The sequence below is a fragment of the Paenibacillus liaoningensis genome (genome assembly GCF_059609455.1).
The window spans coordinates 17,988-41,998 of sequence record NZ_JCAALU010000018.1; the positions used below are offsets into that span (position 1 = coordinate 17,988).

Here is a 24,011-nt window from a genome sequence, read left to right on the forward strand (position 1 = left end):
AAATGGCGGGGGACGTTTGGATGCTGGCTTATTTTTTCGAACTTTATAGACTGACGGTCAGTCTATAATGCGAATCCATTTATTTTTCCTAAGGAGGAGCTGAAAAATGATACAAAATAACGTAAAAAGGGTGCCGTTCACGCGAAGCTTTCAGCTGCTTATTTTAGGGCAAATGATTTCCATTCTGGGCAGCGCGCTGCTGCGCTTTGGGCTGTCGCTGTATGCGCTAGACCTTACAGGGCGAGCAGATATTTATGGGACTCTTTATGCGGTGTCCAGCATCCCGCTGCTGCTGTCGCCAATTGGCGGGGCCATCGCTGACCGCTTCAATCGCCGTAATTTAATCGTTCTATTCGATTTTGGAGGCGGCATCGTCGTTCTGGGCTTTATGCTCCTATTGGCAGCAGGGGACGCGCCTGTTGTTGTTATTGGTATTGTGATGGTGCTGCTTTCACTGATCAGCGCGATGTACCAGCCTGCTGTGCAGGCGAGCATCCCGCAGCTGGTGCAGGAGAGCCAGCTGGAGCAGGCCAATGGAATGGTGAATGGCATCGGCGCTTTGGCCCAAATGGCTGCCCCGGTGCTTGGCGGCATTCTGTATGGTGTTCTTGGCCTGCACACATTGATGATCGGAAGCGGTATCGCTTTTTTGCTGTCAGCTCTCATGCAGCTATTTATTAAAATCCCGTTTGTGAAACGCGAGCAGAAGGGAAATATCGTCGCAACGCTTGCAGCCGATATGAAAGCAGGGATGGCCTATGTAGTCCAGCGGCGCCCGATCTTGAAAGCGATGGTATTAGCGGCGCTGCTCAATTTTATTTTAACGCCGTTTTTCGTTGTGGGCGGGCCGATTATTTTGCGGGTTACGATGCAAAGCAGCGATACGCTTTACGGAGTTGGCATGGGCATTGTGGAATGCAGCACGATTTTGGGCGCACTGACGATTGGCTTTTTCGCGAGAAAAATGCAAATGAGCACCTTATACCGGTGGCTGCTCGTCATAGCCGCATGGCTGCTGCCAATGTCATTGTCGCTGACGCCATGGATGCTGGGGCTCGGCTTTTATCCCGCTTATATGCTGTTTATGGCAAGCGTTGTTCCCATCGCGATGGCGTTGACGATGATTTCAATTTTTGTGCTGACCCGGGTGCAAAAGCAGACACCTAATGAGCTGCTTGGCAAGGTGATGGCCATTATTATGGCGGTTGCCCAAATAGCAGCTCCTGTTGGGCAAATCGTATACGGAGAGCTGTTTGAAATATTCAGCTTACAGGTGTATATTCCTGCCCTGCTTATGTTCGCAGCCCTGCTTTTAACAGCTTGGTTGACAAAGAGGTTTTATCAAAATCAAATAGGGGAGGAAGAGCAAGATGCTAGGAACGATGTGGAGAAAAGATATCGCTAACAATAAGCTGATTACCGCTATTTTATTTATATTTATTATGATTTCCTCGCTGCTGGTGGCAAGCAGTGCAAGCATGCTGCTGGAGCTGTTCCGTTCGGTGGATGACTGGTTTGAGAAAGCGGCTGTCCCCCATTTTGTCCAAATGCATGCCGGGGAAATCGACCAGCGGGAAATAGAGGCTTTTGCAAACGGCAGTAAGCTAGTGAAGGATCAGCAAACGGTCGAGATGATTTCTATTGAGCCGGCTCATGTTTATTTTGGCGCGAGCGGTGAGTCAGAGGCAGGCAGCGTCATGGAAATGAGCATTGTAAAGCAAAATAAAGCGTTTGATTTTTTACTTGATTTAACCAATAACAGGCTGGATGTGCTTCCAGGCGAAATAGCGGTGCCGATTTATTTTAAGCAGCAGCAGGGACTGGAAATCGGGGATACGATGCGGATTGCCAAAGGTTCCTTTAGCATGACTTTTACGATAGCGGATTTTGTTAGGGATGCCCAGATGAATCCGTCTATTGTCAGCTCGAAGCGTATCGTTGTGAGCGATTCGGATTGGGAGACGCTTAAGGGCTACTTTGCCGAAAAAGAATATTTGATCGAATTTCTGCTGCATGATGGGGAGCGAACTAGCGAATTTGAACAGCTTTATCAATCATCTGGACTTCCCCACCAAGGACCCGCCATTACATCCGCCCAATTTCGGCTATTGAATGCGCTGACCGACGGCGTTGCGGCCGTTGTTATTCTTTTAGCCAGCTTACTGCTGATTGCGATCGCCTTTCTCTGCCTGCGGTTCACGATGCTTGCTACGATGGAGGAGGATTTTTATGAGATTGGCGTTATGAAGGCGATTGGGATGGCTGGAGAGCATATCCGCCGGCTATATTTAATGAAATATCGGATGATCGCTTTGCTGGCTAGTTTGGCAGGGTATGTGCTGTCCCTATTTACAGAGCGGGCTTTCATAGCGAATCGGAGCCTATATATGGGCACAGCTGAAAAAAATGCGCTTAGCTACACCGTCCCCTTGCTGGGAGCGGTCTGTATTTTTCTACTAGTGATGATGTTCTGCCGCTTCGTTTTGCGGAGATTTAAGCGAATATCGGCCGTTGAAGCTCTGCGTTCAGGTAGCATTCCGTCCAAAGGAGGGATGTCAGGACTGTTGAAGCTCCATCGCAGCCGGGTTATCCCTGTCCATCTATTTGTCGGCATGCAGGATGTGTTCGTCCGGATTAGAACCTTCGGCTTGCTGGGCCTCGTGTTTACGCTTTGTTTCTTCCTTATCATTGTGCCGGCAAATTTTTTGAATACGATGAAATCGCCTGATTTTATAACATATATGGGAGCCGGGAGGAGTGATATTCAAATCGATATGCGGCAGACAAGCGACGCAGCGCAGCGGTACAACGATATGCTCGCCTATATACAAAACGACAGCGATGTAGAAAAGTATTCGCCGCTCGTAACGAGCTCTTATAAGCTGCGCAGCGAGGATGGCGTCTATGAAAATGTGAGCGTGCAAACGGGCGATTTTTCGCTGTTCCCGCTAGCCTATTTAAGCGGGGCTGCGCCTGCTCAAAATGATGAAATGGCTCTTTCTTATCTCCATGCGAAGGAGCGCGGCAAGCAGCTTGGCGACACGCTAACGCTCCTCGCAGCCGGGAAAGAACGAGAGCTGAAGATTACGGGCATTTATCAGGATGTGACCAATGGCGGCAAGACGGCGAAGGCGCTGCTGCCTTACGAAGCACAGTCCGTTCTCTGGTACATGGTCAGCCTGAATGTAAAGCCGGGCGTGGCCATTGGTGAGAAAACAGCGGAATACGCAGCGGCCTTTCATCCGGCAAAGGTGACGCTTATGGAAGATTATTTGTCCCAGACGTTAAGCTCCACCATAAGCCAGCTGCAAAAAATAACGGTGCTCACCTCGACAGCAGCTCTCGTGATCGCGATACTGATTACCGCCTTATTTTTCAACATGCTAATCGTGAAAGACGCTTCCGACATCGTCATTATGAGAAGCCTTGGATTTTCCTTGAAACAGATCAGACTGCAATACATCATCCGCTCGCTGGTCGTATTACTGGCGGGAATGGTGTTAGGCACCGCAGCAGCGGCAACCCTTGGGCAGGGCGCAGTCAGCGTGCTGATGTCCTTTATGGGCGCAGCCCGCGTCGCGTTTGTCGTAAATCCGCTTGTGGCTTACATATGGATTCCGCTGGCACTTATCGTTGTCGTAATTATAACGACGTTATTCAGCAGTTTAGCTGTAACGGGAGCTGGCAAAGGCGCTGGCGCAGCAAAATCATTTTCGAAATGAGGGCATTGTGATGACAAATGTGTTAGAGGCGAAAAAGGTTAGCAAAAGCTACTCCTTAGGCAAAAATAACGAACAGCCTGTGCTGAAAAATGTGAATTTGGAATTGCAGGCAGGTGAGTTCGTATCTATAATGGGGCCTTCTGGCTGCGGCAAGTCGACCCTGCTGCAGATTATTAGCGGGATGGATAAAATGACGTCCGGCAGCGTCGCCATACAAGGGCAAGAGATCGGCAGTCTATCCGAAGAGCGGTTGGCCCAGCTTCGCTTGAGCAAAATGGGATTTATTTTTCAGCAGAGCGGTTTTTTGAAAAATCTCAGTCTGCTTGACAATATTATTTTGCCCGCTTATATGGCGAAAGAAGAGAGCCGCGCTGCTATCAACAGGCGTGCCAGCGAGCTGATGAAGCGGACAGGCATTGCGCAGCTGGCCCATGTGGACAAGTCGCAAGTATCAGGTGGACAGCTCCAGCGGGCGGCCATTTGCCGGGCGCTCATCAACAGGCCGCAATTGGTGTTTGGCGATGAGCCGACGGGGGCGCTTAATTCCAAGGCGAGCGATGAGGTCATGGATATTTTAGCGGAAATGAATGCTGCAGGGACGACGATTATGCTGGTAACCCATGATGCGAAGGTAGCTGCCAAAACACAGCGTGTGCTATTTATGTTGGACGGATGCATCGTTGGCGAACGCCGGCTCGGTCAGCTCGGACAGGCCGAATTGAAGGAGCGGGAGGCAAAATTGTCATCCTGGCTTGCTGAGATGGGATTTTAGATTTTTTCTTTGGGGCTGGCTCGATCAATTGCAATAGAACATCTTTTAAAGCGGGACAAGATGTGAGACAATAAGCTTTATGCAATTGATATTTATATATCAATTAATGTGTTGATATATTAAGAAGAGGTGATCGGCAGCATGCAGCCAAAAAACAATATTTTACATCTCCCTGTCTATCAGCCTGGCAAGCCGGTTGAAGATGTGAAGAGAGAGCTTGGGCTAACTGAAGTTACGAAGCTGGCTTCCAATGAAAATCCACATGGTTGTTCCGAGCAGGCTAAAGCGGCAATGTTGGAAGAAATAAACCAAACGAATATTTATCCTGATGGCGCCAGCATTGAGCTTGCAGCAGCACTTGCAAACCATCTTAACGTAAAGCCGGAGCAGCTGATTTTCGGCACAGGCTCCAGTGAAATTATTTTAATGCTGGCCCGCGCATTTCTTGTTGCCGGCGACGAAACGATTATGGCGGACGAGACCTTCCCGCAGTATAAGCATAACGCCGAAATTGAGAACGCTCGCATCATCGAGGTGCCGCTGAAGGAGGGCAAGCATGATCTTCCTGCTATGCTGGCGAAGGTAACAGAGCGTACGAAAATCATCTGGATTTGCAACCCGAACAACCCGACTGGCACGATTGTGACGAAGGATGAGCTGACTTCCTTTTTACAGCAGGTACCGAGCCATGTGCTCGTTGTGCTGGATGAGGCGTATTGCGAGCTAGTAACAGATCCTGCTTTCCCGAACGGCATTGAACTGCTAAGCAGCTACCGGAATCTGATCGTATTGCGCACGTTCTCGAAGGTGTATGGCTTGGCAGCGCTGCGTATCGGCTATGGCGTTGGCGACGCGGACGTGCTTCGCTTCATTAATCAGGTGCGGGAGCCGTTTAATACGTCAAGAATCGCACAGGCAGCGGCGAAGGCGGCCGTGTCCGATCAAGCTTTTATTCAGCATGTTGTGCAGCAAAATGCAGCGGGCATCGCTTATTTTGCTGCGCAGTTTGACCGGCTTGGCCTTGCTTATTATCCGGCGCATGGCAATTTTATTATGGTCGATGTCAAGCGTCCTTCTCCGGAAGTATTTGATGCGCTGCTGCGCAAAGGCTTTATTATTCGTTCCCGTTGGACGTATTACCCGACCTATATTCGGGTCAGCGTAGGCACAAAGCAGCAAAATGAGCAGTTTATAGCTGCTTTGGAGCAGGTTTTGCAGGAAGTGGCGGTGCAGTCATAAGGTTATGGTGAAAATAGCGATTTTTGGCGTAGGATTAATTGGCGGATCGCTTGCCCTTTGTTTTAAGGGGAAGCCGGACGTAACGGTTGTCGGTTATTCAAACCGGGCGTTCTCCGCAGAGAAATATGTCAATCGTGGCGTCGTAGATTCAGCAACGACGTCTGTTCGGGAGGCGGCTGTTGACGCTGATTTTATATTCCTCTGCGTGCCTGTAGGCAAGCTGGAGGAGTATGTAGATGAGCTGAGCCAGCTGCCGCTGAAGCCGGGCTGTATTGTGACGGATGTCGGCAGCACGAAAGCTTCCGTTGCTTTATGCGGACGCAGGCTGGAAAGCCAGCCGGGCGTTTCGTTTATCGGCGGCCATCCGATGGCGGGATCGGAGCGCTCGGGTGTTGAAGCGGCATCGACCCATTTGTTCGAAAATGCGTTTTACGTCCTCACGCCCGACGCGTCGACGCCGCAGGGACAGCTGGACAAGCTCATTGAACTGCTTGCGCTGACGAAAGCGCACATTGTCAGTGTGGACGCGAAGTCGCATGATGAAATCGTGGGCGCGATCAGCCATCTGCCGCATATGATTGCAGTTGCACTGGTCAACCAGATTCGCGGCTACAATGAGCAGGATCAGCTGTATGCTTCGCTTGCAGCAGGGGGGTTCCGCGATATTACCCGTATCGCCTCAGGCGACCCGGTCGTATGGCGCGACATTTTGGTTAATAATAAAGGCGTGCTGCTAAAGCTGCTGAAAGATTGGAATGCAGAAATCGCAACATTCGCGGACCTGCTGGAGCGGGAAGATGGCGAAGGCATAGAGGAAGCGTTCCGTACAGCGGGCGAATTCCGCAGCAAGCTGCCTGAGCGCCGCAAGGGCATGCTGCATTCGATTTATGATTGTTATGTAGACGTACCCGATCATCCCGGCATTATTGGTAAAATCGCCAGCGACCTTGGCAAGGAGCGCATCAATTTGAGCAACATCCATATTATCGAGAGCAGGGAGGATGTTCCGGGCGTTCTGAGGCTGTCCTTCCGCACGCAGGAGGATTTGGATCAGGCTCAGCTTGTGCTTGCGGATGCCGGCTTCGCGGTTCATCAGTAACATATAGCAATGCCCCGAGCAGCTTTTGAGCTGCTGCGGGGCTTTTTGATTTAGGGACATTAGTTCAACTTGTATAGCTAAGGAAATAAATACAGAAACAATGTATATTCAAACTAAGCAAGGGCAAAAAAAAGACCGCCATAGAGGCGGTCCATGTTCATTCTCAGAACATAAGTTTTGGATAGGAGTGGAGAGAAACCATACTGTACTTTTATTATATGTATACGCTTCCAATATGTCAATAAGCGTTTTCATTTTTTCGAAATTAAATTTGAGAGCGCTTAACCGCTTCCCAAGACGTAGCGTTTCTCGACAATCTGGGACCGCCTATATGGCGAAGTTTTTTTTTCTATTTCCAAAGTGCTTCATAAAAAGGCTGTCACCAGCAGCCATTACGAATGACAGCTGGTGACAGCCCCGAAGAGCGAACAAGATTATGCTAGTTTTTCAATGACAATTGATGCGCTCACGGTTGGTGTTCCGCCGCCGATAGCGTTTTGCAATACCAGATTGCCCATGTTATCAATACGATTTAAAGTCAATACGCCGCCAGCGGTTAATTGAGCAACGACTTGACCTTGGTAAGGATTGTTGCCTGCGCCTGTACCGTAGTTGCTGCAATCCACAAGTGTTGCTAGAGCTGGACCTGCACCGTCTGGATCGAAGAATAAACCAAATGCAGAGTTTCCAGGTGTTGGGAACACTTCCCAGCTAATGTTATAAAAGCCGTTTTCGTTAATGATAATATTGCTTGGTGGGGAGAAAGTAAGCGCAGTTGCGCTAATCACCATATCGTTAAAGGTCACTGCGCCGCCTTGCCCTCCTGGTGCCGCTGCTTGCGCAACATTTTGTGCTTCCGTGCTGCATAGGAAGGCGAAGGAAGATATGCCGCCAGCCGGCCCTTGAGGCCCTGTTGGTCCAGTTGGACCTGTTAGTCCAGTTAGTCCTGTGGCTCCAACCGGCCCTTGTGGTCCTGTTAGCCCTGTTAGTCCTGTGGCGCCAGCCGGCCCTTGTGGACCTGTTAGTCCTGTAGCTCCAGCTGGCCCTTGTGGTCCTGTTAGCCCAGCAGTTCCTGCTGGCCCTTGTGGACCCGTCAGCCCTGTAGCACCAGCCGGCCCTTGTGGTCCTTGTGGGCCAGGTGTAGGGGTAACATTAACTTTAACTTTAGGGGCAGGACACGTTACTTTAACGATTTTTTTCTTTATAATAACATTCTTTTTTCGTTTAGGTTTACATACAGTAATGATTTTTTTATGACAGTTTTTCTTTTTCTTGTTTTTATTAATAATACAACTCAATGAATACACCTCCTAAGATTTGAGATATCATACGTTGGACTTGGAAATTTGGAAGGGTAAAAACCCAAGTTTTACTAGACTGATATCTATTTTTGTGCAAGAAGGGCGAATAACGATAGATGATAGCCCTTTTTTTAATAGAATGGATTGTCAAGGGGGTAATAATGGAGGCCTTGCTAACTGTATTAGGCGATTTGATAAACGAACGATTCGGATTTTTTATTATACGTACCGCAATTTTTTGCTTCCGGCTCGGTACAAATTAATGATAACAGGTCCGGGAAGATGAATTCGCAGGTGGGGGGGGGCCTGTCATGACTGATTCCCAATTAATAAGGGAAATTAAAGATGGCAACATTGCTTTATTGTAATGGGGTTTCCTTGATACTCGTCATCCCACTTGACAATATTGGGTTGTACCAAAATGTCACCAAAAAAGCTTGTTTGAGGAAAAAACACAGTGTTGTTATAGTACCGCTTTTTCAAAAGTAATATGTACCCTGAATGATGAAAGTAGCGCCTCATAAAAATAAAAAAGCGCCCTTGTCTTTGGTAGAACAGGGTTCGACTGAACACCATCAACCAAAGAAAGGAGCACCTTTAAGGGGAAACCTATAACAAAAAAAAGAATCGACCATCTTACCAGCATTAGTCCATATGGTGCAATCTTGCGTTTTATCAAAAGCTAGATTGACAACACGTTATATTATGCCTGCACATTAGTGATTAATAATAGATTATGTAATTCCCAAATGCTCACGCAATGTGCTTCCCGTATATTCGCTTCGGAACAAGCCTCTTTCAACCAACTCCGGCACCAGCTGTTCAAAAAATATTTCCATAGATTTTTCTGAACCGCCTGGAAGGGCTATAAATCCATCTATAGCTCCAGCCTCAAATCGTTCAATAATATCGTTTAGCACCGTTTCAACCGTTCCAACAGATACCCAATGGGCAGATCCTACAATCTCCGGCCTTGCGAGTACCTCTTCCACTGTAGGCTGATATTTTGTAATGTAACGGCGCAGCAGCTCAGCATGTGTCCGGCTGCGGACGGCCTGATTAGGATCGGGAAGCATCTCGGCAGTTACACGTTGCTCCAAAGGCAAATCGCTTAAATCAAGACCTAGCACCGATTTCAGAGAGGCATGTCTGCGTGCAATACTTAAATTCGCATGCGCAGTCTTATGCAATTCCAGCGCTTCTTCGTGTGTATCGGCTAGGAAAAAATATAAGCCTGGCAATACTCGGATGGCGTTCGGATCGCGACCATGCTCTGCGGCTCTTCTTCTCAGATCATTTCTTAATTCCACTCCTGATTCAACATCCGGCATAGCCGCAAAAATAGCATTAGCTACAGAAGAGGCGAAATTCCGCCCAATATCGGAAGCGCCAGCTTGAAATAAAGGGATCGTTCCCGATTTATGAGAAGGTAAAGTAAGAGGACCTTTTACACTGAAAAATTCACTGGAATGATTAATGGCAGTCACTTTATCCTTATCAGAAAACATGCCGGACTTGCGGTCAATAACAATGGCTTCTTGCGGAAAGCTGTCCCATAGCTTGCGTACAACATCCGTAAACTCCACTGCCTTTGCATATCTTTCTTGTGGGGAAGGCATTGGGGAATCGCCAAAATTTTCTGCCCCTTCAATAGAAGTTACAATATTCCAGCCTGCGCGCCCATTGCTCAGCCAATGCAAAGACTGAAGCTGCCTGGCAACAACATATGGCGGATTAAAAGTCGTAGAAATGGTTGTAACGAGACCGATTCGCTCGGTTTCACGGGCAATGGCAGCAAACATCATAGTAGGGTCAGGACTGCCAAAACTAGCGGTATTGCCAATCATCTGCGGGCTGACATAAAGATAATCCGCCCTGAAAAGAAAATCGAGTTTTGACTTCTCCGCCATCTTTGCCCAATTAATGTAATAATCAATGGATCCCATTCTTTCTACTTTGCTATCTGGTTGCCGCCAGCCCTCGCCTTTCGTCCATGTTGCATTTAAGCATAATCCAATACATAATGGTCTATTTGCAGTCAATTCAACCAACCTTTCTTATAAAAAAAGAATGACTCCTAAAAAAGCACTCCGGTCTCACTTAGGCTCTTGAGGATGTTATTATAATAATGATTCTCATTATCGAATTTTAGTTTAGCAAGGATTTTAACAGATTCAAATACACAAATGACAAATTCAATATGCATAATTATCTAATTCATGCTTCATGCTTAATGATTTAGCTGCTATTTTTCTATAGTTTAATTTGATCTGGTTTTATAAAAAACAAAGCAATTAAGCAGCACACGCCAGCAATTGCTACAAAAATATAAAACAACCAATCGATGTGACGTAAAAGCATGGAAGCGACTAATGGTCCACAGGCAACGCCTATAAACCTTGTACTGCTGTAAAAAGAAGTGATAGTCCCACGTTGTTTTTTGTCTATTCCTTCCGTAATTAACGCATCTAAGCTGGGCAGAACAAGACCGATGCCTAATCCGCTAATAAACATGAGAGATATTAGGAAAAATAAGCTCTTTGTATTGGCTAATCCACAAATCAGCATGGCTGAGGCGATAAATACAAATCCGACCACGGTAAACCATTTCATTTTCAATTTATTTTTTCCAATCCATTTCCCCGAGGCGAAAGAAGCGATGCAAATAGCGCTGAGCGGGATTGCCAGCAGTGCACCTTTCCAAATACCTTCTATATGATAGCTTTCCTCAAGAACGGATGATAAATAATAAAGAAAACCGAACATCATAAACATGGCACTTCCGCCGAGTGCAAATATGACATACAGCCATTTCCCATTTTCGGAGAAAATGCTTTTAAGGGAAGCAAGAAAATTTTTAAAATTTAGCTTTGTTTTATTTTGCTGTTTTGGTGCTTTAACGAGAAAAATAACGGCTACAATAGATACGGTTGAAATGAAGGGTATGACAGCCAAAGGTAGAAACCAAATAATTAGCGCCAATGCAGAACCTAGAATGGGACTTAAAACCTTGCCTAAAGTATTAGAGGTTTCAATAATGCCAAGTCCATTGCTAACCTCTTCCTCGCTTTTATACATATCGCCAACCAATGGCATAACGATCGGGAATGCGCCAGCGGCTCCAATCCCTTGAATGAGTCTGCCTGTTAAAATGAATGCGTAAACATGATCATGCAATAACCATGCTGCTAAACCTGAGATTAAACCACCGACAGCTGCAATACATAGCCCGATGACGATAATTCGTTTTCTTCCGAAACGATCGGAAAGATAACCGGCCAAAGGGATACATAAGATGGATATCGCAGCGTAAACTGTAATAATGAGGCTGGATTGAAGAGAAGAGATATGCAATTTTTTTTGAATAAGAGGAAGGATAGGAATGAGCATGGAATTCGCAAGCGTCATAATAAGCGGGATAGTCGCGAGAGCCGATAAATCCCATTTTTTTTTCTCATTCATATATATTCCTCACTTCACTAAAATTTAATAGTAATACAAGAGCAAAAACACCACCTTGCATGTAAGCGTGATAAGTGGAATTTTTTATATTAAGGGCTTACAGGCGGTGAAACATAAATATCATAACCTTGAGCTGCCGTCGTTATACGTTATTTTCGCCCTTTGAGCATGACCTGAAGGAGGATGAAGAATAGGCAAACGGGATAGTGGCTGAGCAGGATTAGTTGCCTGCTTAACCACTTTTCTTTTGTTCTATAGGATAAAAGGAGGGGGATTTATCAATAGCAAGCACCTTTTTCTAAAAAATTCCTCATTTATCCTTTTGTCGAATAAAGCAGGATTTTGATTATGCGGCGCGAATTTATGTTGTTAGACTAGCGATTCATAATTTTTATTATACATACCGCAACTTTTTGCTTCCGGCTTGGTACAATTTAATGATAACAGGGCCGGGAAGATGAATTCGCAGGTGGGGAGGTTCGCCTGTCATGACTGATTCCCAATTAATAAGGGAAATTAAAGATGGCAACATTGAGCTTTATTCAGAGCTAATGAGCCGTTATCAGCGCAAAATATTATCTTTTATTTTTCATATGCTCAAAAGCGCGAAGCTTGAGCTGCTGGCAGAGGATTTATGCTCGGAAACGTTTTATAAAGCCTATCGCAGCCTGCACTCGTTTCGTGAGGTGGATGCTTCTTTTTCCACGTGGCTTTATACGATTGCCCGCAATACCGTGCTTAGCGAGCTGCGCAAGCAGAAAGCTGCAAATTTGTCTCTAGATGAATCGGGTATTGTGCCTGTAACGGCCCCTGATGCAGGTCCGGAGCAGCTCGTGCTTCGAAATGAGCGAATGGCGATGGTTCGCGAAGCTATTAATAATTTGCCTGAAAAACAACGGTCCGCACTTATCCTTAGAGAATATGACCAGATGGACTACCAGGAAATTGCCAGCATTTTAGGGCAGACGGTCAGTTCTGTGAAATCCTTGTTATTCAGAGCCAGAGCCAGTGTGAAGGTGCAATTGGAGCCTTATTTTGGCGAAGCTCTCGGAGTGGAAGAATTTGAAGGGATGAAAACGCGATGAAATGCGAAGACGTTCAACACAAACTCCATATTTGCTGGGAGCTGCCGGAGGAAGATCCGCAGCGGCAGGAGATAGAGGCCCATCTGCTTGATTGTGAGCATTGCATGGAGCAGCTCCGTTTGTGGGAAGAGAGCGAGGAGCTGATTCGCTGCATTGCCGAGGATGATTCTGTACAATTGCCGCCAATGGATCATGTGACGCGCGGAGTCATGGATCGCATTTATGCAGAGGATTCCTGGCTTATGCCGGTTACACACAAAAGCTATCAGTTTTCTCCTTCCTTTCGTCGCAATGTGGCCCTTATTGTGGCAGGCTGCATGGCGATGTTCGTTTGTGCGCTCGTATTTTTCGTCGTGGGCAACGAAACGAGTACAAGTCCGGATCAATTGGCCCAGTTGACTGGTTTTATGGACACAGCTAATGCTTCTGGCAGCGGGCTCGTCATTAGCGCTGAATATGAAGTGCCGGTTGCGAGCATCAGCGATCCTTTCGTGCTTAAGGTCGTTCCGGCTTTTCCACAGTATTGGGTAGCGCTGTCGCTGCTTGGCATGGTCATGACGCTGCTTATGCTGAATTGGTTATCAAGAACACGCAGCTAATGCGAAGGGCTCCTTGACAGGAGCCCTTGTTTTGCGTTACGTTGCGGTAATAGATTGCAACTAAGCTGGGGAGGCTGGCGGGATGATAATAGGTCTGGTACGTCACGGCAATACGGATTGGAATAAGCTTGGGAAAATACAAGGGCAGACCGATATTCCCTTGAATGAGCGGGGAGTCGCGCAAGCTGCTGCGCTCGCTAACCGTCTAAGCGAAGATCAGAAGCTGTGGGATGCTGTCATTTCCAGTGATTTGCAGCGTGCCCGTGAGACAGCCCGAATTGTCGCGGATAAGCTGGGTATTCCGCTGCTTGCGCCGGATGAGCGGCTGCGTGAACGTTTTTATGGCGACATAGAAGGAACGACGGAGCAGGAGCGAATAGCACGCTGGGGTGAGCAATGGCGCCAAGCTGAAGTTGGACAGGAGTCTGACAAGACTGTGCGCGGGCGTGGGCGTTCTTTTGTAGAGGAATGGCGGCGAGGCAATCCCCAGGGGCGCTTGCTTGTCGTCACGCATGGGAGCTTTCTTGCCCAGCTGCTGGACGAGCTCTGCTCGGGACTTGATAAGCAGTTTCTCGATAATATGTCCTACTCGATTCTCCAATTCAACGAAAATGAATGGGAATCCTTGCTGTACAATTGCAGCCGGCATTTGCAACAACTTGATCAAGTCGGCGTTTAAAATAAGCGTGAAAGCTGCTTTAACAATTGCAGGGGCAGCTGGGTTCAATTGATGGCAGCGCCATTTCTCCTACTGGAGGAATGGCGTTTTTTTATGGTTGCTGTTAGAGGTGCTTTTTCCGAAAAAGAAGCATAAAAACTATTTTTTCCGGAACTGCGGTTATAAAATCTGAGTTTCTTCCCATAATGGTAATAAAAAAAGGCTGCTCTACAATCATGAGTGCAAGCAAACTGTTCATTAAAGCAGCAGTTAAGCGCAAAGGAGGAGAGACTATGAATTTATCGGATATGCTCGGCTGCGCAGATATCGGGCAGCTCAGCCGCATTGCCTCCGTCTATCAATGCGAGTGCAATAGCAACTCCAAAAATGAATTGATTCAGTCGATTCTTGGCGCAGTAAGCAGAAATGATGTTTTCGAGCAACAGATCAGCAGCATGGCAATTGAGGATTTGCGTTTTTTAAACTCGCTGCTGTTCGAGACGAGAGACGCTTTTAGTCTGGAGGAGCTTCTGGCTCGTGCGCAGCAGAGCAAGTTCAGCAGCCCGGAGACGGCGAGCGTTGCCCAGAAGGAAGCGAAGGTGCAGCAGCAGGTTTCTGGAGAGAAAGCTTCTTCTATTCAGAAGCCGGCCAAAGCAACACAACCGAAGCGCCGTTCTAAGAAAACGCCTGTCATGAAAGAGAGCAGCCCCCGGGATACAATCGTCAAATTCAAGCATCAGGGCTGGCTGTTTAACGGCTTCACTGGGCCGAACCGTTATTTGTTTCAGGTGCCAGAGGATTTGAAGCAGCGGTTTCGTGAAACGTTGAAGCGCAAATTTGCAGCACAGCTTGTGTATACAGACGAGCCTCATGTGTATCGTGATGAGCAGGAGCTGCTGCAAGCCGATATTCGTCAATTGCTGCATTACATCCATCACAACGAAGTGACGATGGCGGCTGACGGCTCCTTATACAAGCGCTTCAGCTTGCAACTGCTTGATATGTTTTCGATCAAGGAGGAGCTGCCGGGCAAGGGAGAATGGCGATTCGGCTACGGCAAATATTTTCACCATTATCCGAATCGAATGTCGCTGCTGTATGACTACTGTGTGCAAATGAACTATTTTCTAGAGGAGCCTCTGGGCCTCAGGCTTACCCCAGGTGGGCAGGAAAGGCTGCTTAGCGCTCCGGCAAATGAATTGCAGCAGCTGTACAAATGCTGGCTTAAGCAGTATAAAGGGCCCATTCCGAACATTTTAGCGCTCGTACAATGGATTGGCGGACTGTCGGATCAGTGGGTAACGGCACAATCGCTCAGCCAAGTGCTCGTCCCGCTCATTAAACCTTTCTATTATGATGATGCGGAGCGGATTTTTCAGCACAGATTGCTTGGCATGCTCGTCCATCTTGGTTTAATACGCCTGGGAGAGCATGAGCAACACGGTATGGTCATCAAAACGACGAAAGCGGGCAAAGCGGTAATGCTAGGCATCAGTCTGGAAGAGCAGAACCGATTGTTCATGTATTGACAATGGTTGCGGCAGTTGATAGAATCACCCCACGTTAATGTAAAGGAATGGATGCATAGCAACTGAATGCTGATTTCCAGTGCAAATGAGAGGGGAATTTACGAGATGCTGCTGCCTTATTTGGGAGTAAGACCAACGATTCATTCCAGTGTTTATATCGGGGAAGGAGCGAAGCTGATTGGTGATGTAACAATCGGCCACAGCAGCACGGTATGGTTTAACGCTGTGCTTCGCGGAGATTTGGCTCCGATACACATTGGACATAGCTGCAACATACAAGATGGAGTTGTCGGTCATGTGAATACGAACCAGCCGCTCATTTTGGAAGATGAAGTTTCCATTGGGCACGCGGCTATTATCCATGGCTGTACGATAGGCAAAGGCACATTAATTGGAATGGGGGCAATCGTACTTAACGGCGCGCAGCTTGGTGAATATGCTTTAGTAGGAGCCGGTTCGATTGTTACGGAGAATAAGAAGATACCACCCTATACGCTTTCTCTTGGTTCACCTGCTAAAGTCGTTAGAGAGCTTACAGAGGACGATTTGCTGCGAATGAAACGAACGATGGAAAGCTACGTGAAGAAAGGCGAAGAATATAGGATCTCTTAACGCCGGTGTGGAGGTGTATCCTATGGATAAAATGAAAGTAACGTATGAAGCGATGCTGTCGCTTGCAGCAGAAATGGCCTTGGATGAAGCGGTGCGAAAATTCCGTGCGGAACGTATTTACCGCGAAATTGACCAGTCGCTTGCGGCTGGCGATGAGGATACGTTTTATCGCTTAGCTAAAGAATTGAACGAAATGAAGTGAAGGCATAACGTGGAAAGCAAGGAGAAGGGCTAAATAAGCTTCCATCACAGGCTCTGGCGAGAAAACTCGCGAGCTGAGGTAGAAGCTTATTTTGCTGCGCATCAAGCAAAATAAGCAGGCAGATGGAGAAGACCCATTGGCAAAAGGACAATAAACCGTTAACATAGACAAAGGTTTGATCTATAAAAAGGAAGCTAGCTAGCTTTCGCAAGCTGCGATAAGCCAGCTGAAGCTGCAAGCGGAAGGAGTCCTTAGCAATGAAATTTAGCGATGTGCAAGAAGAGCAGTGGGAAGAGCTGCGTCCTTATTTGGACACTTGCATGCTGCCTGTGACAGGCATGAACGGCGAAGAGCAGCCTTATGAGGCGACCGCTGCCCTGGAGCGTCTGCGTGATGTAATGGATCTGATAGAAATACCTTTTAAAGGGCGAGTCGTCACTTATCCGGCGCTTCATTATGTAGGGGCCCATGCGGCTGTTGATATGATTAATGATGTATGCGCTTCACTTAGAGCATCGGGATTCCGATATATAATTGTAGCGACCGCATCCGGCAAGCTGGATTTGGCCCATATTCAGGCCGATTTGCTGCTGGAACCGGATCAAGCCGGCGAGCTGCCTTCTGGTGCCGACGTGAAGGAGCGCGTTTCGCTTATGTGGAATCCAAAGGAGCCATCCTGATTTTTCAATTTTGCATAATCGGGAAGTTTTTTGGGGAAAACAAATGCCATGCAAGGTTAAATGTGACAAATTAATTACAAATTAAAAATCAACATTTTATTAGGCAGTCAATCATCAGCCATATTCTTGACGCTCCTAAGCACCTAGGCTATTATAAGTATGTCCTAGTTCGTCATGTGTTTTGCCATGGGCTAAAACACAAGAAATGGTTGGCAAAGGGGGTAGAACAGAAGATGAGTAACCACGAACATCAAGAATCGGCACATAAGCCGCTTCAACGCAAAGAGATGTCAAGACGGCAGTTTTTGTCGTATACGCTCGGTGGAACAACCGCATTTATGATGGGCGGAGCCGTGCTTCCAATGGTGCGTTTTGCGGTAGACCCATTATTAGAGAAAAAAACCGAGGGCACCTTTGTTAAAGTAGTAGAAGAGAGCAAAATTACGACAGATCCGCAAGAGTTTAAGTTCCAAATTCACCAAGTTGATGGATGGTACGTCAGCGATCCTGAGTTGTCTGCTTGGGTGTCCAAAGACGCAAACAACAAAATTTTTGCGCTTTCACCGATCTGCAAACATCTGGGCTGTACAATTGCTTGGAATGCGAAAGGTAAAGACGAGTATGACTGCCCGTGTCACGACGCACGTTATACGAAAGACGGCAAGAACCTTGCAGTTGCTCCAAATCCATTGGATGAATACGAAGTGAAGCTTGAGAATGGATTTGTTTACTTGGGTCCAGTTAAGCCAAATTCACGGGTAGGCTAAGGAGGCGAATGATCAGATGTTTAAAAGTGTATACAATTGGATTGATGAACGTCTTGACATTACGCCGTTGTGGAGGGATGTTGCGGATCACGAAGTACCGGAGCACGTTAACCCTGCACATCATTTCTCGGCATTTGTCTACTGCTTTGGCGGCTTGACGTTTTTTATTACCGTTATTCAAATTTTGTCTGGTATGTTTCTGACGATGTATTATGTTCCGGACATTTTGAATGCTTATGCAAGCGTTGACTATTTGAACCACAAGGTCGCATTCGGCGGCATCGTTCGCGGTATGCATCACTTTGGTGCGAGTCTCGTTATTGTTATGATGTTTTTACATACGCTGCGCGTGTTCTTCACCGGCTCTTATAAAGCGCCGCGCGAAATGAACTGGGTAGTGGGTATGCTTATTTTCTTCATTATGTTGGGCCTTGGTTTCACAGGCTACCTTCTTCCATGGGATAACAAAGCTTACTTCGCAACAAAGGTCGGCGTTCAAATCGCGGAATCCGTTCCGTACATCGGACCTTACATCGGGCAGTTCCTGTATGGCGGCGACATCGTAGGAGCTCAAACGTTAACTCGCTTCTTCGCGATTCACGTTTTCTTCCTGCCAGGTGCGCTTCTTGCTATGCTGGCAGCTCACTTCCTGATGATTCGGAAACAAGGTATTTCGGGACCACTTTAAGCGAAGGGAGGACTTTATGATGGCACATGGTCACAAATCAGACGAAAAGGTTGTATTCGTCGGAGATTCGCGGGTCAAGAAAAACAACCATCCGAATATTCCGCCGGACTACACGTCTTTTCCAGGAAAGTCAGAAGCGTTTATTCCTAACTTCCTGCTGAAAGAGTGGATGGTTGGCTGCGTCGTACTCGTCGGGTTTCTCGTATGGACGATTGCAGAGCCGGCTCCGCTAGGCTATCCGGCAGATCCGACAAACGCATCGTTTATTCCGATGCCGGACTGGTATTTCTTGTTCCTGTATCAATTTTTGAAATATCCATATGTATCACAGGATTACATTGTACTCGGTACAATGGGTATTCCTGGTGTCATGTTCGGCGGCTTGCTGCTTGCTCCTTTCCTCGATACAGGCAAAGAGCGCAGATTTTACCGTCGTCCGATTGCTTCCTCGCTGATGATTTTATCATTGATCGCCTGTGTGTATTTGACGGTTATATCTTGGGACCACTACCAGCACCAGCTGGAAATTACCAATACGATACCTGAGCATCACATTCGTGAAGAGAAAGCAAGAGAAGCAGCGGCTAAAGGTGAAGAGGCTCCTAGCACAACGAAGAAGCCTGAAACCGCATCTGTTGCAATTGTAGAAGCGGATGATCCAGCACACAAGCTGATGGAGCAATCCAAATGCTTGACCTGCCACGCAGCTGATATGAAAGGTAACCCACCGCAAATTCCTGCACTTCGGGGAATTGGCGATGTATTATCTAAAGAAGAGATTGTAGCGACCGTCACGAACGGCAACGGCAATATGCCTTCTTTCAAAGACAGCCTGAGCGCTGAGCAGATTGATCAAATTGCAACGTGGCTTTCCAAGCAGAAAGCTTCAACTGAATAACGAGTAACAGCAAGAACCTGATTGCTTTATTGCAATCAGGTTCTTTTCAAACTTATTAGGACAATGTACGGACGCTATAACAAGGCTAGGAATATAGGGGTTGAAAATAATGGGATTGTCATGGTTATGGAGCCGCATGCTGTGGATGAACCGTACGATATTGTGGCTGCTGTTTATCGTTAATTTTTTCGGGACCGTTTATGGCTACATCTGGTATTGGAATCAATTGGTTTATACCTACGAACGGTTTCCATCTTGGCTGCTTGTATTTGTGCCGGACAGTCCGACGGCTAGTTTGTTTTTCACGCTTGCGCTGCTTTACTTGCTGTTCCCGCCGCCTGAATCGGTATCTAGATTCGTTCAGGTCACTAGAATGATTATAGAAGGCCTTGCGGTCGTAACGTCAGTGAAATACGGCTTGTGGGCGGTATCAATGATAGTGGCTACGGGAGCGCAAGGCGGAGAGCTGAATTGGCAGCATGGCATGCTTGTATTTTCCCATCTAGGTATGGCTGTAGAGGTGCTTCTGTATGCTCGCTTTATGAGAGCAGGATTCAAGGCCGTCGTCATAGGCACCGCCTGGCTGCTGCTGAATGACACGATTGATTATACGTTCGGCGTGTTCCCTTGGCTTGCTGATGAGCTGATGGACGATTTGCCGCAAGTCCGTTTGTTTACATATGGCTTAACCATCTTCAGCTTTATGGCCGGCTGGCTGGCGCTCCGAGCAAGAAAACAACTTTAAAAAAGCATAACGATGGACATCCCCTCATAAGCTGGATTATGGGGGGATGTCCATGAGAACGCGTATTGCAATACCCATTGTATTATGTATAGCGATGTTGCTAGGCTCCGTCTCTGCAACTTGGGCTTATGCTGGTGAACAGCCGCTTGGCGCGAGACAAGCGCAGGCTGCCGATGCTGAAGAGCTACTGCGTCGTTTCGAGGAAGCGGCTCATTCATTATATAAGGCTTCTTATGCAGATAACCGCCAGGCCGGCTATAAATATGTCCAGCAGCTGGAGCGCCTTGTGCCGCAGCTGGAAACAGGCATAGAAGGCCGCCCAGCTGGCTGGGCAAAGCTGCAGCAGAGCATCAGGGCTGTCTCCGATGAGCTTTTGAGCAAAAAGCAGTCCGTAGCGTGGATGGAGGCATCTGCCCGGATTCATCTAACAGCGGATGCGATGCTTAGGCCGGCTAGCGGTTTATGGATGCAATATGAACGGGTTATGCTCGAAGATGTAAGCCGTGTGAGGAAAGCGTGGAAGCGCCCTTATGAGGAAAGGGCGAATGCTGCAAGAGCGGCGATGGACAACTTAAGCGCGCATTTGGCGCTCGTTGAGGGTCCCGCCTTTATGCTGCGTCCGGAAGGACGGGCAGCAGAGCTGCAAGAGCGGATACGCTACACAAACGTGCTGTTATCCGCTGGGCCTAAGGATCAAGCGCAAGCGGGTCGAGTAGACGAGGCGCTGACGCAGCTTGGAGCGGCGGTAAGCAGATTGTTTACGGACAAGCCGCAAGCTGTTGTGGAGGAGCCCGCGCTCGCGCCTCCCGCATCGGCTAATCCGGTAAGCTGGACGCTGCTGCTTGGCGCTATTATTATGGCTGTGCTTGCTTATAAGAGCTGGCGTAAATACAAGCAGCAGCCTTACGGCATAAAGCCGCTCCCATGATGGGAGCGGCTTTTATTCCTCGTTAAATCCTTCGCCTAGCACATCGTGGACATCATTAATGATGACGAAAGCACGAGGATCTACGCTGCGTACGATTGCTTTGAGGCGGCGCAGCTCCTGCCGCTGGACGACGCAATAAACGATTTCCTTTTGCTGACCGGAAAAAGCGCCTTTTGCCGGCATCAGCGTCACGCCGCGTTCCATCTCAATCGTAATGCGCTGCGCCATCGGCGTGCCTTTGTCTGTAATAATGGAGAAGGATTTGGCAGCATAGGCACCGTCTTGAATGAAATCAATAAGCTTGGCGGAAACGAATACCGTTACGAGCGTATACAGCACTTTTTCGATAGGAATAAAAAAGAGCGAGCCTCCGATAATGACAATATCGAGTATAAGAATAATTTGCCCCATGCTCAGCGTTTTGCGACGTGATACGATTCGGGCTATAATATCCACGCCGCCAGTTGTCCCGCCGAAGCGAAAGACGATGCCAAGCCCTGCGCCGAGCGTAACGCCTGCATACAGAGCGGCAAGTATGTAATCGGTTGAAGTGTGGAAGGTAATGACCCAGCCTCTGGCAATAAGCTGCTCCATTACAGCAAGGAAGAAGGAGAGCGATACGATGCCAGCGAGCGTATAAAGCATCTCGGTACGGCCAAGCGTCTTCCAGCCAAGCAGAAACAGCGGAATGTTGAGGACAAGCGTCGTAATGGACAGCGGCCATCCGGCTGCATAATTGAGCAGAACCGCTATGCCGGTTACACCGCCCTCCATAAGCATGTTCGGAATAAGGAAATAGTGCAGCCCGAAAGCATATATGGCTGTGCCTAGCAGAATAGGCAAAATAATTTGCAATTGTTTAGTCACTTTTCGAAGCATCATTAGCATTCCCCTTTTTTTAAATATAAGCATATAAGTTTTCCTTTTATATCGGGCTTATATTTCAGCGCAAAACGAAGTTTTGCCGGCCAAGGGCGGCGATTGTCGTTTACGCTTGAATGATAAGCATAAAGAAGCCATTATTTCACTTATTCGCTTCGGTGTCCACTGCTTGCGATTAATCTTATACTTGGGATGGCCGGAAAACGCCGATGTTGATCGGAAGGCGGTTTCCATTCTGTAGTATAGCGCAATTTTCATCGTTCAAAAACATTGTTTTCATCGTCTCTTTGCGTTAACATATGAATTATTGACAACAATAAGTTTTAGGCTTGTTTTCCAACTGCTATAGATGGGGAAAACGCTAGTCTTGAAAGAAGGGAATTTCACGTATGTCTCAAAAAACGTTGGCACATATCCAGCAAGAAGTGGATGATTATATTTCTCAATTTAAAGAAGGCTACTTCAGTCCGCTGGCGCTGATGGCAAGAATGAGCGAGGAAGTCGGCGAGCTTGCGCGTGAAGTGAACCATTCCTACGGCGAGAAGCGCAAGAAGGCGGATGAAGCTGACAACTCCATCGAGATGGAGCTTGGCGATATTTTATTTCTATTATCCTGCTTCGCCAATTCGCTCGATATTGATTTAACGGAAGCACATAATAAAGTAATGGACAAATTCAATACACGGGATAAAAACCGCTGGACTTTAAAAAACGCTGAACAGTAATACCGCATCTCACATATGCTGTACCATCAACCTGTGTACAAGGAGGATGGGCGGTAATGAACGGGGATGCTTGTATCAAAAAGGCGTATGCTTTCATTTTAACCAGCGATTTTGAACAGGCTATTGTCTGGTTTGAGCAAGCGATTGCCGCAGAGCCTGACAATGCCAGTTATTATCATAAGTGCGCTATTTCATGCGCGCGCAGCGGGAAATGGGCGAAAGCTTATGACCATGCCCGCCGTGCGCTTGAGCTGGCGAGGGATGAGCCGGAATATATTTATCATTTGCAGACGATTGAAGCGAGGCTGCAGCTCTCCGGTGCGCAGCAACAGCTGATACAAGAACCTCCGGCATTGGAAGAGGCGCTGTTGATGCTAAAGAAGGCGGTGGAGCTTGATCCGCTGTGCTTTGACGCTTTTTACTGGATCGCCATGACGTACGCTGAACTTGGGCAGCTGGATGAAGCTGCTGTCCATGCGCGAGAAGCGATTCGGCTTGACCCGGAGCATTCAGCTGCCAGAAGGCTGTTTGCTGATGTGAGCCGTCGGCGGCGCTTGATGCGCTACCGAATCAACGGACAACATAGACGAAGGAACAGGTGATGGATAAGTGGATACAATTAAAGTAGCAGTAATCGGAGCAGGCGGTCTTATGGGCCGTGAAGTGGTAAAAATGGTGCTGGAGGATGAGGCGCTGGAGCTTGTATCCGCCGTCGCGCCTTCAGCAGGCGCTGTAGATGCAGGAAGCTTTGCGAACAAGCCGAATACCGGCGTCATCGCTTGCAAGACGATTGAAGAGGCGCTCAGCAGTGCAAAGGCCGATGTTATGGTCGATTTTACGGCTCCGCATGCAGCCTATGAACATACAAAAACAGCGATAGAATTTGGGGTTCGTCCTATTATGGGAACGACAGGTTTTACCCCTGAGCAAATTGAAGAGCTTAACGGGCGTTGTATCGAGAAGCAGCTTGGCGGGCTCATCGCGCCTAACTTTTCGATTGGCGCTATTCTGATGATGAAATTTGCAGCACAGGCATCGAAATATATGCCGCATGTTGAAATTATTGAATATCATGGCGACCACAAGCTTGATGCTCCTTCAGGCACATCAATCAAAACGGCAGAGCTCATTGCCGAGGCTCGTCAGGAGCTGCGCCAAGGCAATCCTAACGAGAAAGAAACGATTGAAGGAGCAAGAGGCGGTTACTACAATGGCTTCCGTATACATAGTGTGAGACTTCCGGGCGTATTTGCGCAGCAGGAAGTTGTATTTGGCGGTTATGGCCAATCGCTCAAAATTCGCCATGACTCCTATGACCGTGCGGGCTATATGCCAGGTGTTAATGTAGCGATCAAGAAAGTGATGGGGTACAGCGGTTTAATATACGGTTTCGAGCATTTAATGGATTAGTAGAAGGT

General features: G+C 47.6%; 24 protein-coding genes. 20 read left to right on the forward strand and 4 right to left on the reverse strand.

The genetic code is table 11. From position 1 onward, the window contains the following. The first annotated feature begins 106 nt into the window (after positions 1 to 106). The 5 genes from AC6B99_RS25780 to AC6B99_RS25800 all read left to right on the forward strand — a co-directional run bounded on the left by AC6B99_RS25780 (position 107) and on the right by AC6B99_RS25800 (position 6,832). Complete coding sequence (locus AC6B99_RS25780; RefSeq protein WP_496664557.1) at positions 107 to 1,405, forward strand: MFS transporter; 1,299 nt, start codon at positions 107 to 109, stop codon at positions 1,403 to 1,405. Beyond that, entirely contained in the window at positions 1,371 to 3,722 is a 2,352-nt protein-coding gene (locus tag AC6B99_RS25785) for an FtsX-like permease family protein (RefSeq protein ID WP_496664558.1), read from the forward strand. The genes AC6B99_RS25780 and AC6B99_RS25785 overlap by 35 nt, the downstream gene beginning before the upstream one ends. A gap of 10 nt (positions 3,723 to 3,732) precedes the next feature. Continuing rightward, the gene (locus AC6B99_RS25790; protein WP_494880286.1) at positions 3,733 to 4,494 is read left to right on the forward strand and encodes an ATP-binding cassette domain-containing protein; all 762 of its coding nucleotides are present in this window, start codon (positions 3,733 to 3,735) and stop codon (positions 4,492 to 4,494) included. Between the two features lie 141 nt (positions 4,495 to 4,635). Further along, a complete protein-coding gene (gene hisC, locus AC6B99_RS25795; protein WP_056028768.1) occupies positions 4,636 to 5,733 on the forward strand; it encodes a histidinol-phosphate transaminase in 1,098 nt (365 codons plus the stop codon). A 4-nt stretch (positions 5,734 to 5,737) separates the two neighbouring features. Further along, complete coding sequence (locus tag AC6B99_RS25800; protein WP_496664559.1) at positions 5,738 to 6,832, forward strand: prephenate dehydrogenase; 1,095 nt, start codon at positions 5,738 to 5,740, stop codon at positions 6,830 to 6,832. Between the two features lie 434 nt (positions 6,833 to 7,266). On the opposite strand, the gene AC6B99_RS25805 is transcribed toward AC6B99_RS25800, so the two are convergent. The 3 genes from AC6B99_RS25805 to AC6B99_RS25815 form a co-directional block, all read right to left on the reverse strand. Continuing rightward, positions 7,267 to 8,130, reverse strand: coding sequence for a collagen-like protein (locus tag AC6B99_RS25805; RefSeq protein WP_496664560.1), 864 nt, complete (start codon positions 8,128 to 8,130; stop codon positions 7,267 to 7,269). A 737-nt stretch (positions 8,131 to 8,867) separates the two neighbouring features. Then, positions 8,868 to 10,175: an NtaA/DmoA family FMN-dependent monooxygenase gene (locus AC6B99_RS25810; protein ID WP_496664561.1), complete on the reverse strand. Its 1,308-nt coding sequence runs from the start codon at positions 10,173 to 10,175 to the stop codon at positions 8,868 to 8,870. Between the two features lie 211 nt (positions 10,176 to 10,386). Beyond that, a complete protein-coding gene (locus AC6B99_RS25815; protein ID WP_496664562.1) occupies positions 10,387 to 11,595 on the reverse strand; it encodes an MFS transporter in 1,209 nt (402 codons plus the stop codon). Positions 11,596 to 12,083: 488 nt separating this feature from the next. Here AC6B99_RS25815 and AC6B99_RS25820 point away from each other — a divergent pair, with 488 nt between their 5' ends. From AC6B99_RS25820 to AC6B99_RS25875, 12 genes are all read left to right on the forward strand, one after another. Next, positions 12,084 to 12,680, forward strand: coding sequence for an RNA polymerase sigma factor (locus AC6B99_RS25820; RefSeq protein ID WP_056028760.1), 597 nt, complete (start codon positions 12,084 to 12,086; stop codon positions 12,678 to 12,680). Then, positions 12,677 to 13,279, forward strand: a complete 603-nt coding sequence (locus AC6B99_RS25825; RefSeq protein WP_056028758.1) for an anti-sigma factor — start codon at positions 12,677 to 12,679, stop codon at positions 13,277 to 13,279. Before AC6B99_RS25820 ends, AC6B99_RS25825 begins: the two co-directional genes overlap by 4 nt. Before the next feature lie 82 nt (positions 13,280 to 13,361). Then, positions 13,362 to 13,958: a histidine phosphatase family protein gene (locus tag AC6B99_RS25830; protein ID WP_496664563.1), complete on the forward strand. Its 597-nt coding sequence runs from the start codon at positions 13,362 to 13,364 to the stop codon at positions 13,956 to 13,958. Positions 13,959 to 14,230: 272 nt separating this feature from the next. After that, positions 14,231 to 15,466 (forward strand): hypothetical protein, encoded by a 1,236-nt coding sequence (locus AC6B99_RS25835; RefSeq protein WP_056028755.1) that lies wholly within the window; start codon positions 14,231 to 14,233, stop codon positions 15,464 to 15,466. Positions 15,467 to 15,571: 105 nt separating this feature from the next. Further along, positions 15,572 to 16,078, forward strand: coding sequence for a gamma carbonic anhydrase family protein (locus AC6B99_RS25840; protein ID WP_056028753.1), 507 nt, complete (start codon positions 15,572 to 15,574; stop codon positions 16,076 to 16,078). A 22-nt stretch (positions 16,079 to 16,100) separates the two neighbouring features. Then, positions 16,101 to 16,280, forward strand: coding sequence for an IDEAL domain-containing protein (locus AC6B99_RS25845; protein WP_056028751.1), 180 nt, complete (start codon positions 16,101 to 16,103; stop codon positions 16,278 to 16,280). Positions 16,281 to 16,537: 257 nt separating this feature from the next. Next, positions 16,538 to 16,960: a DUF2487 family protein gene (locus AC6B99_RS25850; protein ID WP_056028750.1), complete on the forward strand. Its 423-nt coding sequence runs from the start codon at positions 16,538 to 16,540 to the stop codon at positions 16,958 to 16,960. A 233-nt stretch (positions 16,961 to 17,193) separates the two neighbouring features. Then, positions 17,194 to 17,727 (forward strand): Rieske (2Fe-2S) protein, encoded by a 534-nt coding sequence (locus tag AC6B99_RS25855; protein ID WP_056028748.1) that lies wholly within the window; start codon positions 17,194 to 17,196, stop codon positions 17,725 to 17,727. A gap of 16 nt (positions 17,728 to 17,743) precedes the next feature. After that, on the forward strand, positions 17,744 to 18,415 hold the full coding sequence (gene qcrB / locus AC6B99_RS25860) for a menaquinol-cytochrome c reductase cytochrome b subunit (protein ID WP_046232067.1): 672 nt from the start codon (positions 17,744 to 17,746) through the stop codon (positions 18,413 to 18,415). 19 nt (positions 18,416 to 18,434) lie between these two features. Then, complete coding sequence (locus tag AC6B99_RS25865) at positions 18,435 to 19,313, forward strand: menaquinol-cytochrome c reductase cytochrome b/c subunit (protein WP_056028744.1); 879 nt, start codon at positions 18,435 to 18,437, stop codon at positions 19,311 to 19,313. A 109-nt stretch (positions 19,314 to 19,422) separates the two neighbouring features. Further along, complete coding sequence (locus tag AC6B99_RS25870) at positions 19,423 to 20,058, forward strand: DUF1405 domain-containing protein (protein WP_496664564.1); 636 nt, start codon at positions 19,423 to 19,425, stop codon at positions 20,056 to 20,058. A gap of 52 nt (positions 20,059 to 20,110) precedes the next feature. Further along, positions 20,111 to 20,986, forward strand: a complete 876-nt coding sequence (locus tag AC6B99_RS25875) for a sporulation protein YpjB (RefSeq protein WP_056028738.1) — start codon at positions 20,111 to 20,113, stop codon at positions 20,984 to 20,986. Positions 20,987 to 20,998: 12 nt separating this feature from the next. Here the strand turns inward: AC6B99_RS25875 and AC6B99_RS25880 are convergent, their stop codons facing one another. Next, positions 20,999 to 21,868: a YitT family protein gene (locus tag AC6B99_RS25880; RefSeq protein ID WP_056032646.1), complete on the reverse strand. Its 870-nt coding sequence runs from the start codon at positions 21,866 to 21,868 to the stop codon at positions 20,999 to 21,001. 389 nt (positions 21,869 to 22,257) lie between these two features. Between AC6B99_RS25880 and AC6B99_RS25885 the strand changes: the two genes are divergently transcribed. Genes AC6B99_RS25885 through dapB form a run of 3 tightly spaced genes read left to right on the forward strand, consistent with a single transcriptional unit; the run spans position 22,258 to position 24,003 of the window. Next, complete coding sequence (locus tag AC6B99_RS25885; protein ID WP_056028735.1) at positions 22,258 to 22,593, forward strand: nucleotide pyrophosphohydrolase; 336 nt, start codon at positions 22,258 to 22,260, stop codon at positions 22,591 to 22,593. Positions 22,594 to 22,649: 56 nt separating this feature from the next. Beyond that, a complete protein-coding gene (locus AC6B99_RS25890) occupies positions 22,650 to 23,195 on the forward strand; it encodes a tetratricopeptide repeat protein (protein WP_056028733.1) in 546 nt (181 codons plus the stop codon). Between the two features lie 49 nt (positions 23,196 to 23,244). After that, positions 23,245 to 24,003, forward strand: a complete 759-nt coding sequence (dapB, locus tag AC6B99_RS25895) for a 4-hydroxy-tetrahydrodipicolinate reductase (protein ID WP_056032644.1) — start codon at positions 23,245 to 23,247, stop codon at positions 24,001 to 24,003. The last annotated feature ends 8 nt before the right edge of the window (positions 24,004 to 24,011 follow it).

What these genes read in the sequence shown, in the direction of transcription:
- AC6B99_RS25780 (WP_496664557.1), top strand. Translation starts at nt 107, where the DNA reads ATGATACAAAATAACGTAAAAAGGGTGCCGTTCACGCGAAGCTTTCAG.
- AC6B99_RS25785 (WP_496664558.1), top strand. Translation starts at nt 1,371, where the DNA reads ATGCTAGGAACGATGTGGAGAAAAGATATCGCTAACAATAAGCTGATT.
- AC6B99_RS25790 (WP_494880286.1), top strand. Translation starts at nt 3,733, where the DNA reads ATGACAAATGTGTTAGAGGCGAAAAAGGTTAGCAAAAGCTACTCCTTA.
- hisC (WP_056028768.1), top strand. Translation starts at nt 4,636, where the DNA reads ATGCAGCCAAAAAACAATATTTTACATCTCCCTGTCTATCAGCCTGGC.
- AC6B99_RS25800 (WP_496664559.1), top strand. Translation starts at nt 5,738, where the DNA reads ATGGTGAAAATAGCGATTTTTGGCGTAGGATTAATTGGCGGATCGCTT.
- AC6B99_RS25815 (WP_496664562.1), bottom strand. Translation starts at nt 11,595, where the DNA reads ATGAATGAGAAAAAAAAATGGGATTTATCGGCTCTCGCGACTATCCCG.
- AC6B99_RS25820 (WP_056028760.1), top strand. Translation starts at nt 12,084, where the DNA reads ATGACTGATTCCCAATTAATAAGGGAAATTAAAGATGGCAACATTGAG.
- AC6B99_RS25825 (WP_056028758.1), top strand. Translation starts at nt 12,677, where the DNA reads ATGAAATGCGAAGACGTTCAACACAAACTCCATATTTGCTGGGAGCTG.
- AC6B99_RS25830 (WP_496664563.1), top strand. Translation starts at nt 13,362, where the DNA reads ATGATAATAGGTCTGGTACGTCACGGCAATACGGATTGGAATAAGCTT.
- AC6B99_RS25835 (WP_056028755.1), top strand. Translation starts at nt 14,231, where the DNA reads ATGAATTTATCGGATATGCTCGGCTGCGCAGATATCGGGCAGCTCAGC.
- AC6B99_RS25840 (WP_056028753.1), top strand. Translation starts at nt 15,572, where the DNA reads ATGCTGCTGCCTTATTTGGGAGTAAGACCAACGATTCATTCCAGTGTT.
- AC6B99_RS25845 (WP_056028751.1), top strand. Translation starts at nt 16,101, where the DNA reads ATGGATAAAATGAAAGTAACGTATGAAGCGATGCTGTCGCTTGCAGCA.
- AC6B99_RS25850 (WP_056028750.1), top strand. Translation starts at nt 16,538, where the DNA reads ATGAAATTTAGCGATGTGCAAGAAGAGCAGTGGGAAGAGCTGCGTCCT.
- AC6B99_RS25855 (WP_056028748.1), top strand. Translation starts at nt 17,194, where the DNA reads ATGAGTAACCACGAACATCAAGAATCGGCACATAAGCCGCTTCAACGC.
- qcrB (WP_046232067.1), top strand. Translation starts at nt 17,744, where the DNA reads ATGTTTAAAAGTGTATACAATTGGATTGATGAACGTCTTGACATTACG.
- AC6B99_RS25865 (WP_056028744.1), top strand. Translation starts at nt 18,435, where the DNA reads ATGGCACATGGTCACAAATCAGACGAAAAGGTTGTATTCGTCGGAGAT.
- AC6B99_RS25870 (WP_496664564.1), top strand. Translation starts at nt 19,423, where the DNA reads ATGGGATTGTCATGGTTATGGAGCCGCATGCTGTGGATGAACCGTACG.
- AC6B99_RS25875 (WP_056028738.1), top strand. Translation starts at nt 20,111, where the DNA reads ATGAGAACGCGTATTGCAATACCCATTGTATTATGTATAGCGATGTTG.
- AC6B99_RS25880 (WP_056032646.1), bottom strand. Translation starts at nt 21,868, where the DNA reads ATGATGCTTCGAAAAGTGACTAAACAATTGCAAATTATTTTGCCTATT.
- AC6B99_RS25885 (WP_056028735.1), top strand. Translation starts at nt 22,258, where the DNA reads ATGTCTCAAAAAACGTTGGCACATATCCAGCAAGAAGTGGATGATTAT.
- AC6B99_RS25890 (WP_056028733.1), top strand. Translation starts at nt 22,650, where the DNA reads ATGAACGGGGATGCTTGTATCAAAAAGGCGTATGCTTTCATTTTAACC.
- dapB (WP_056032644.1), top strand. Translation starts at nt 23,245, where the DNA reads ATGGGCCGTGAAGTGGTAAAAATGGTGCTGGAGGATGAGGCGCTGGAG.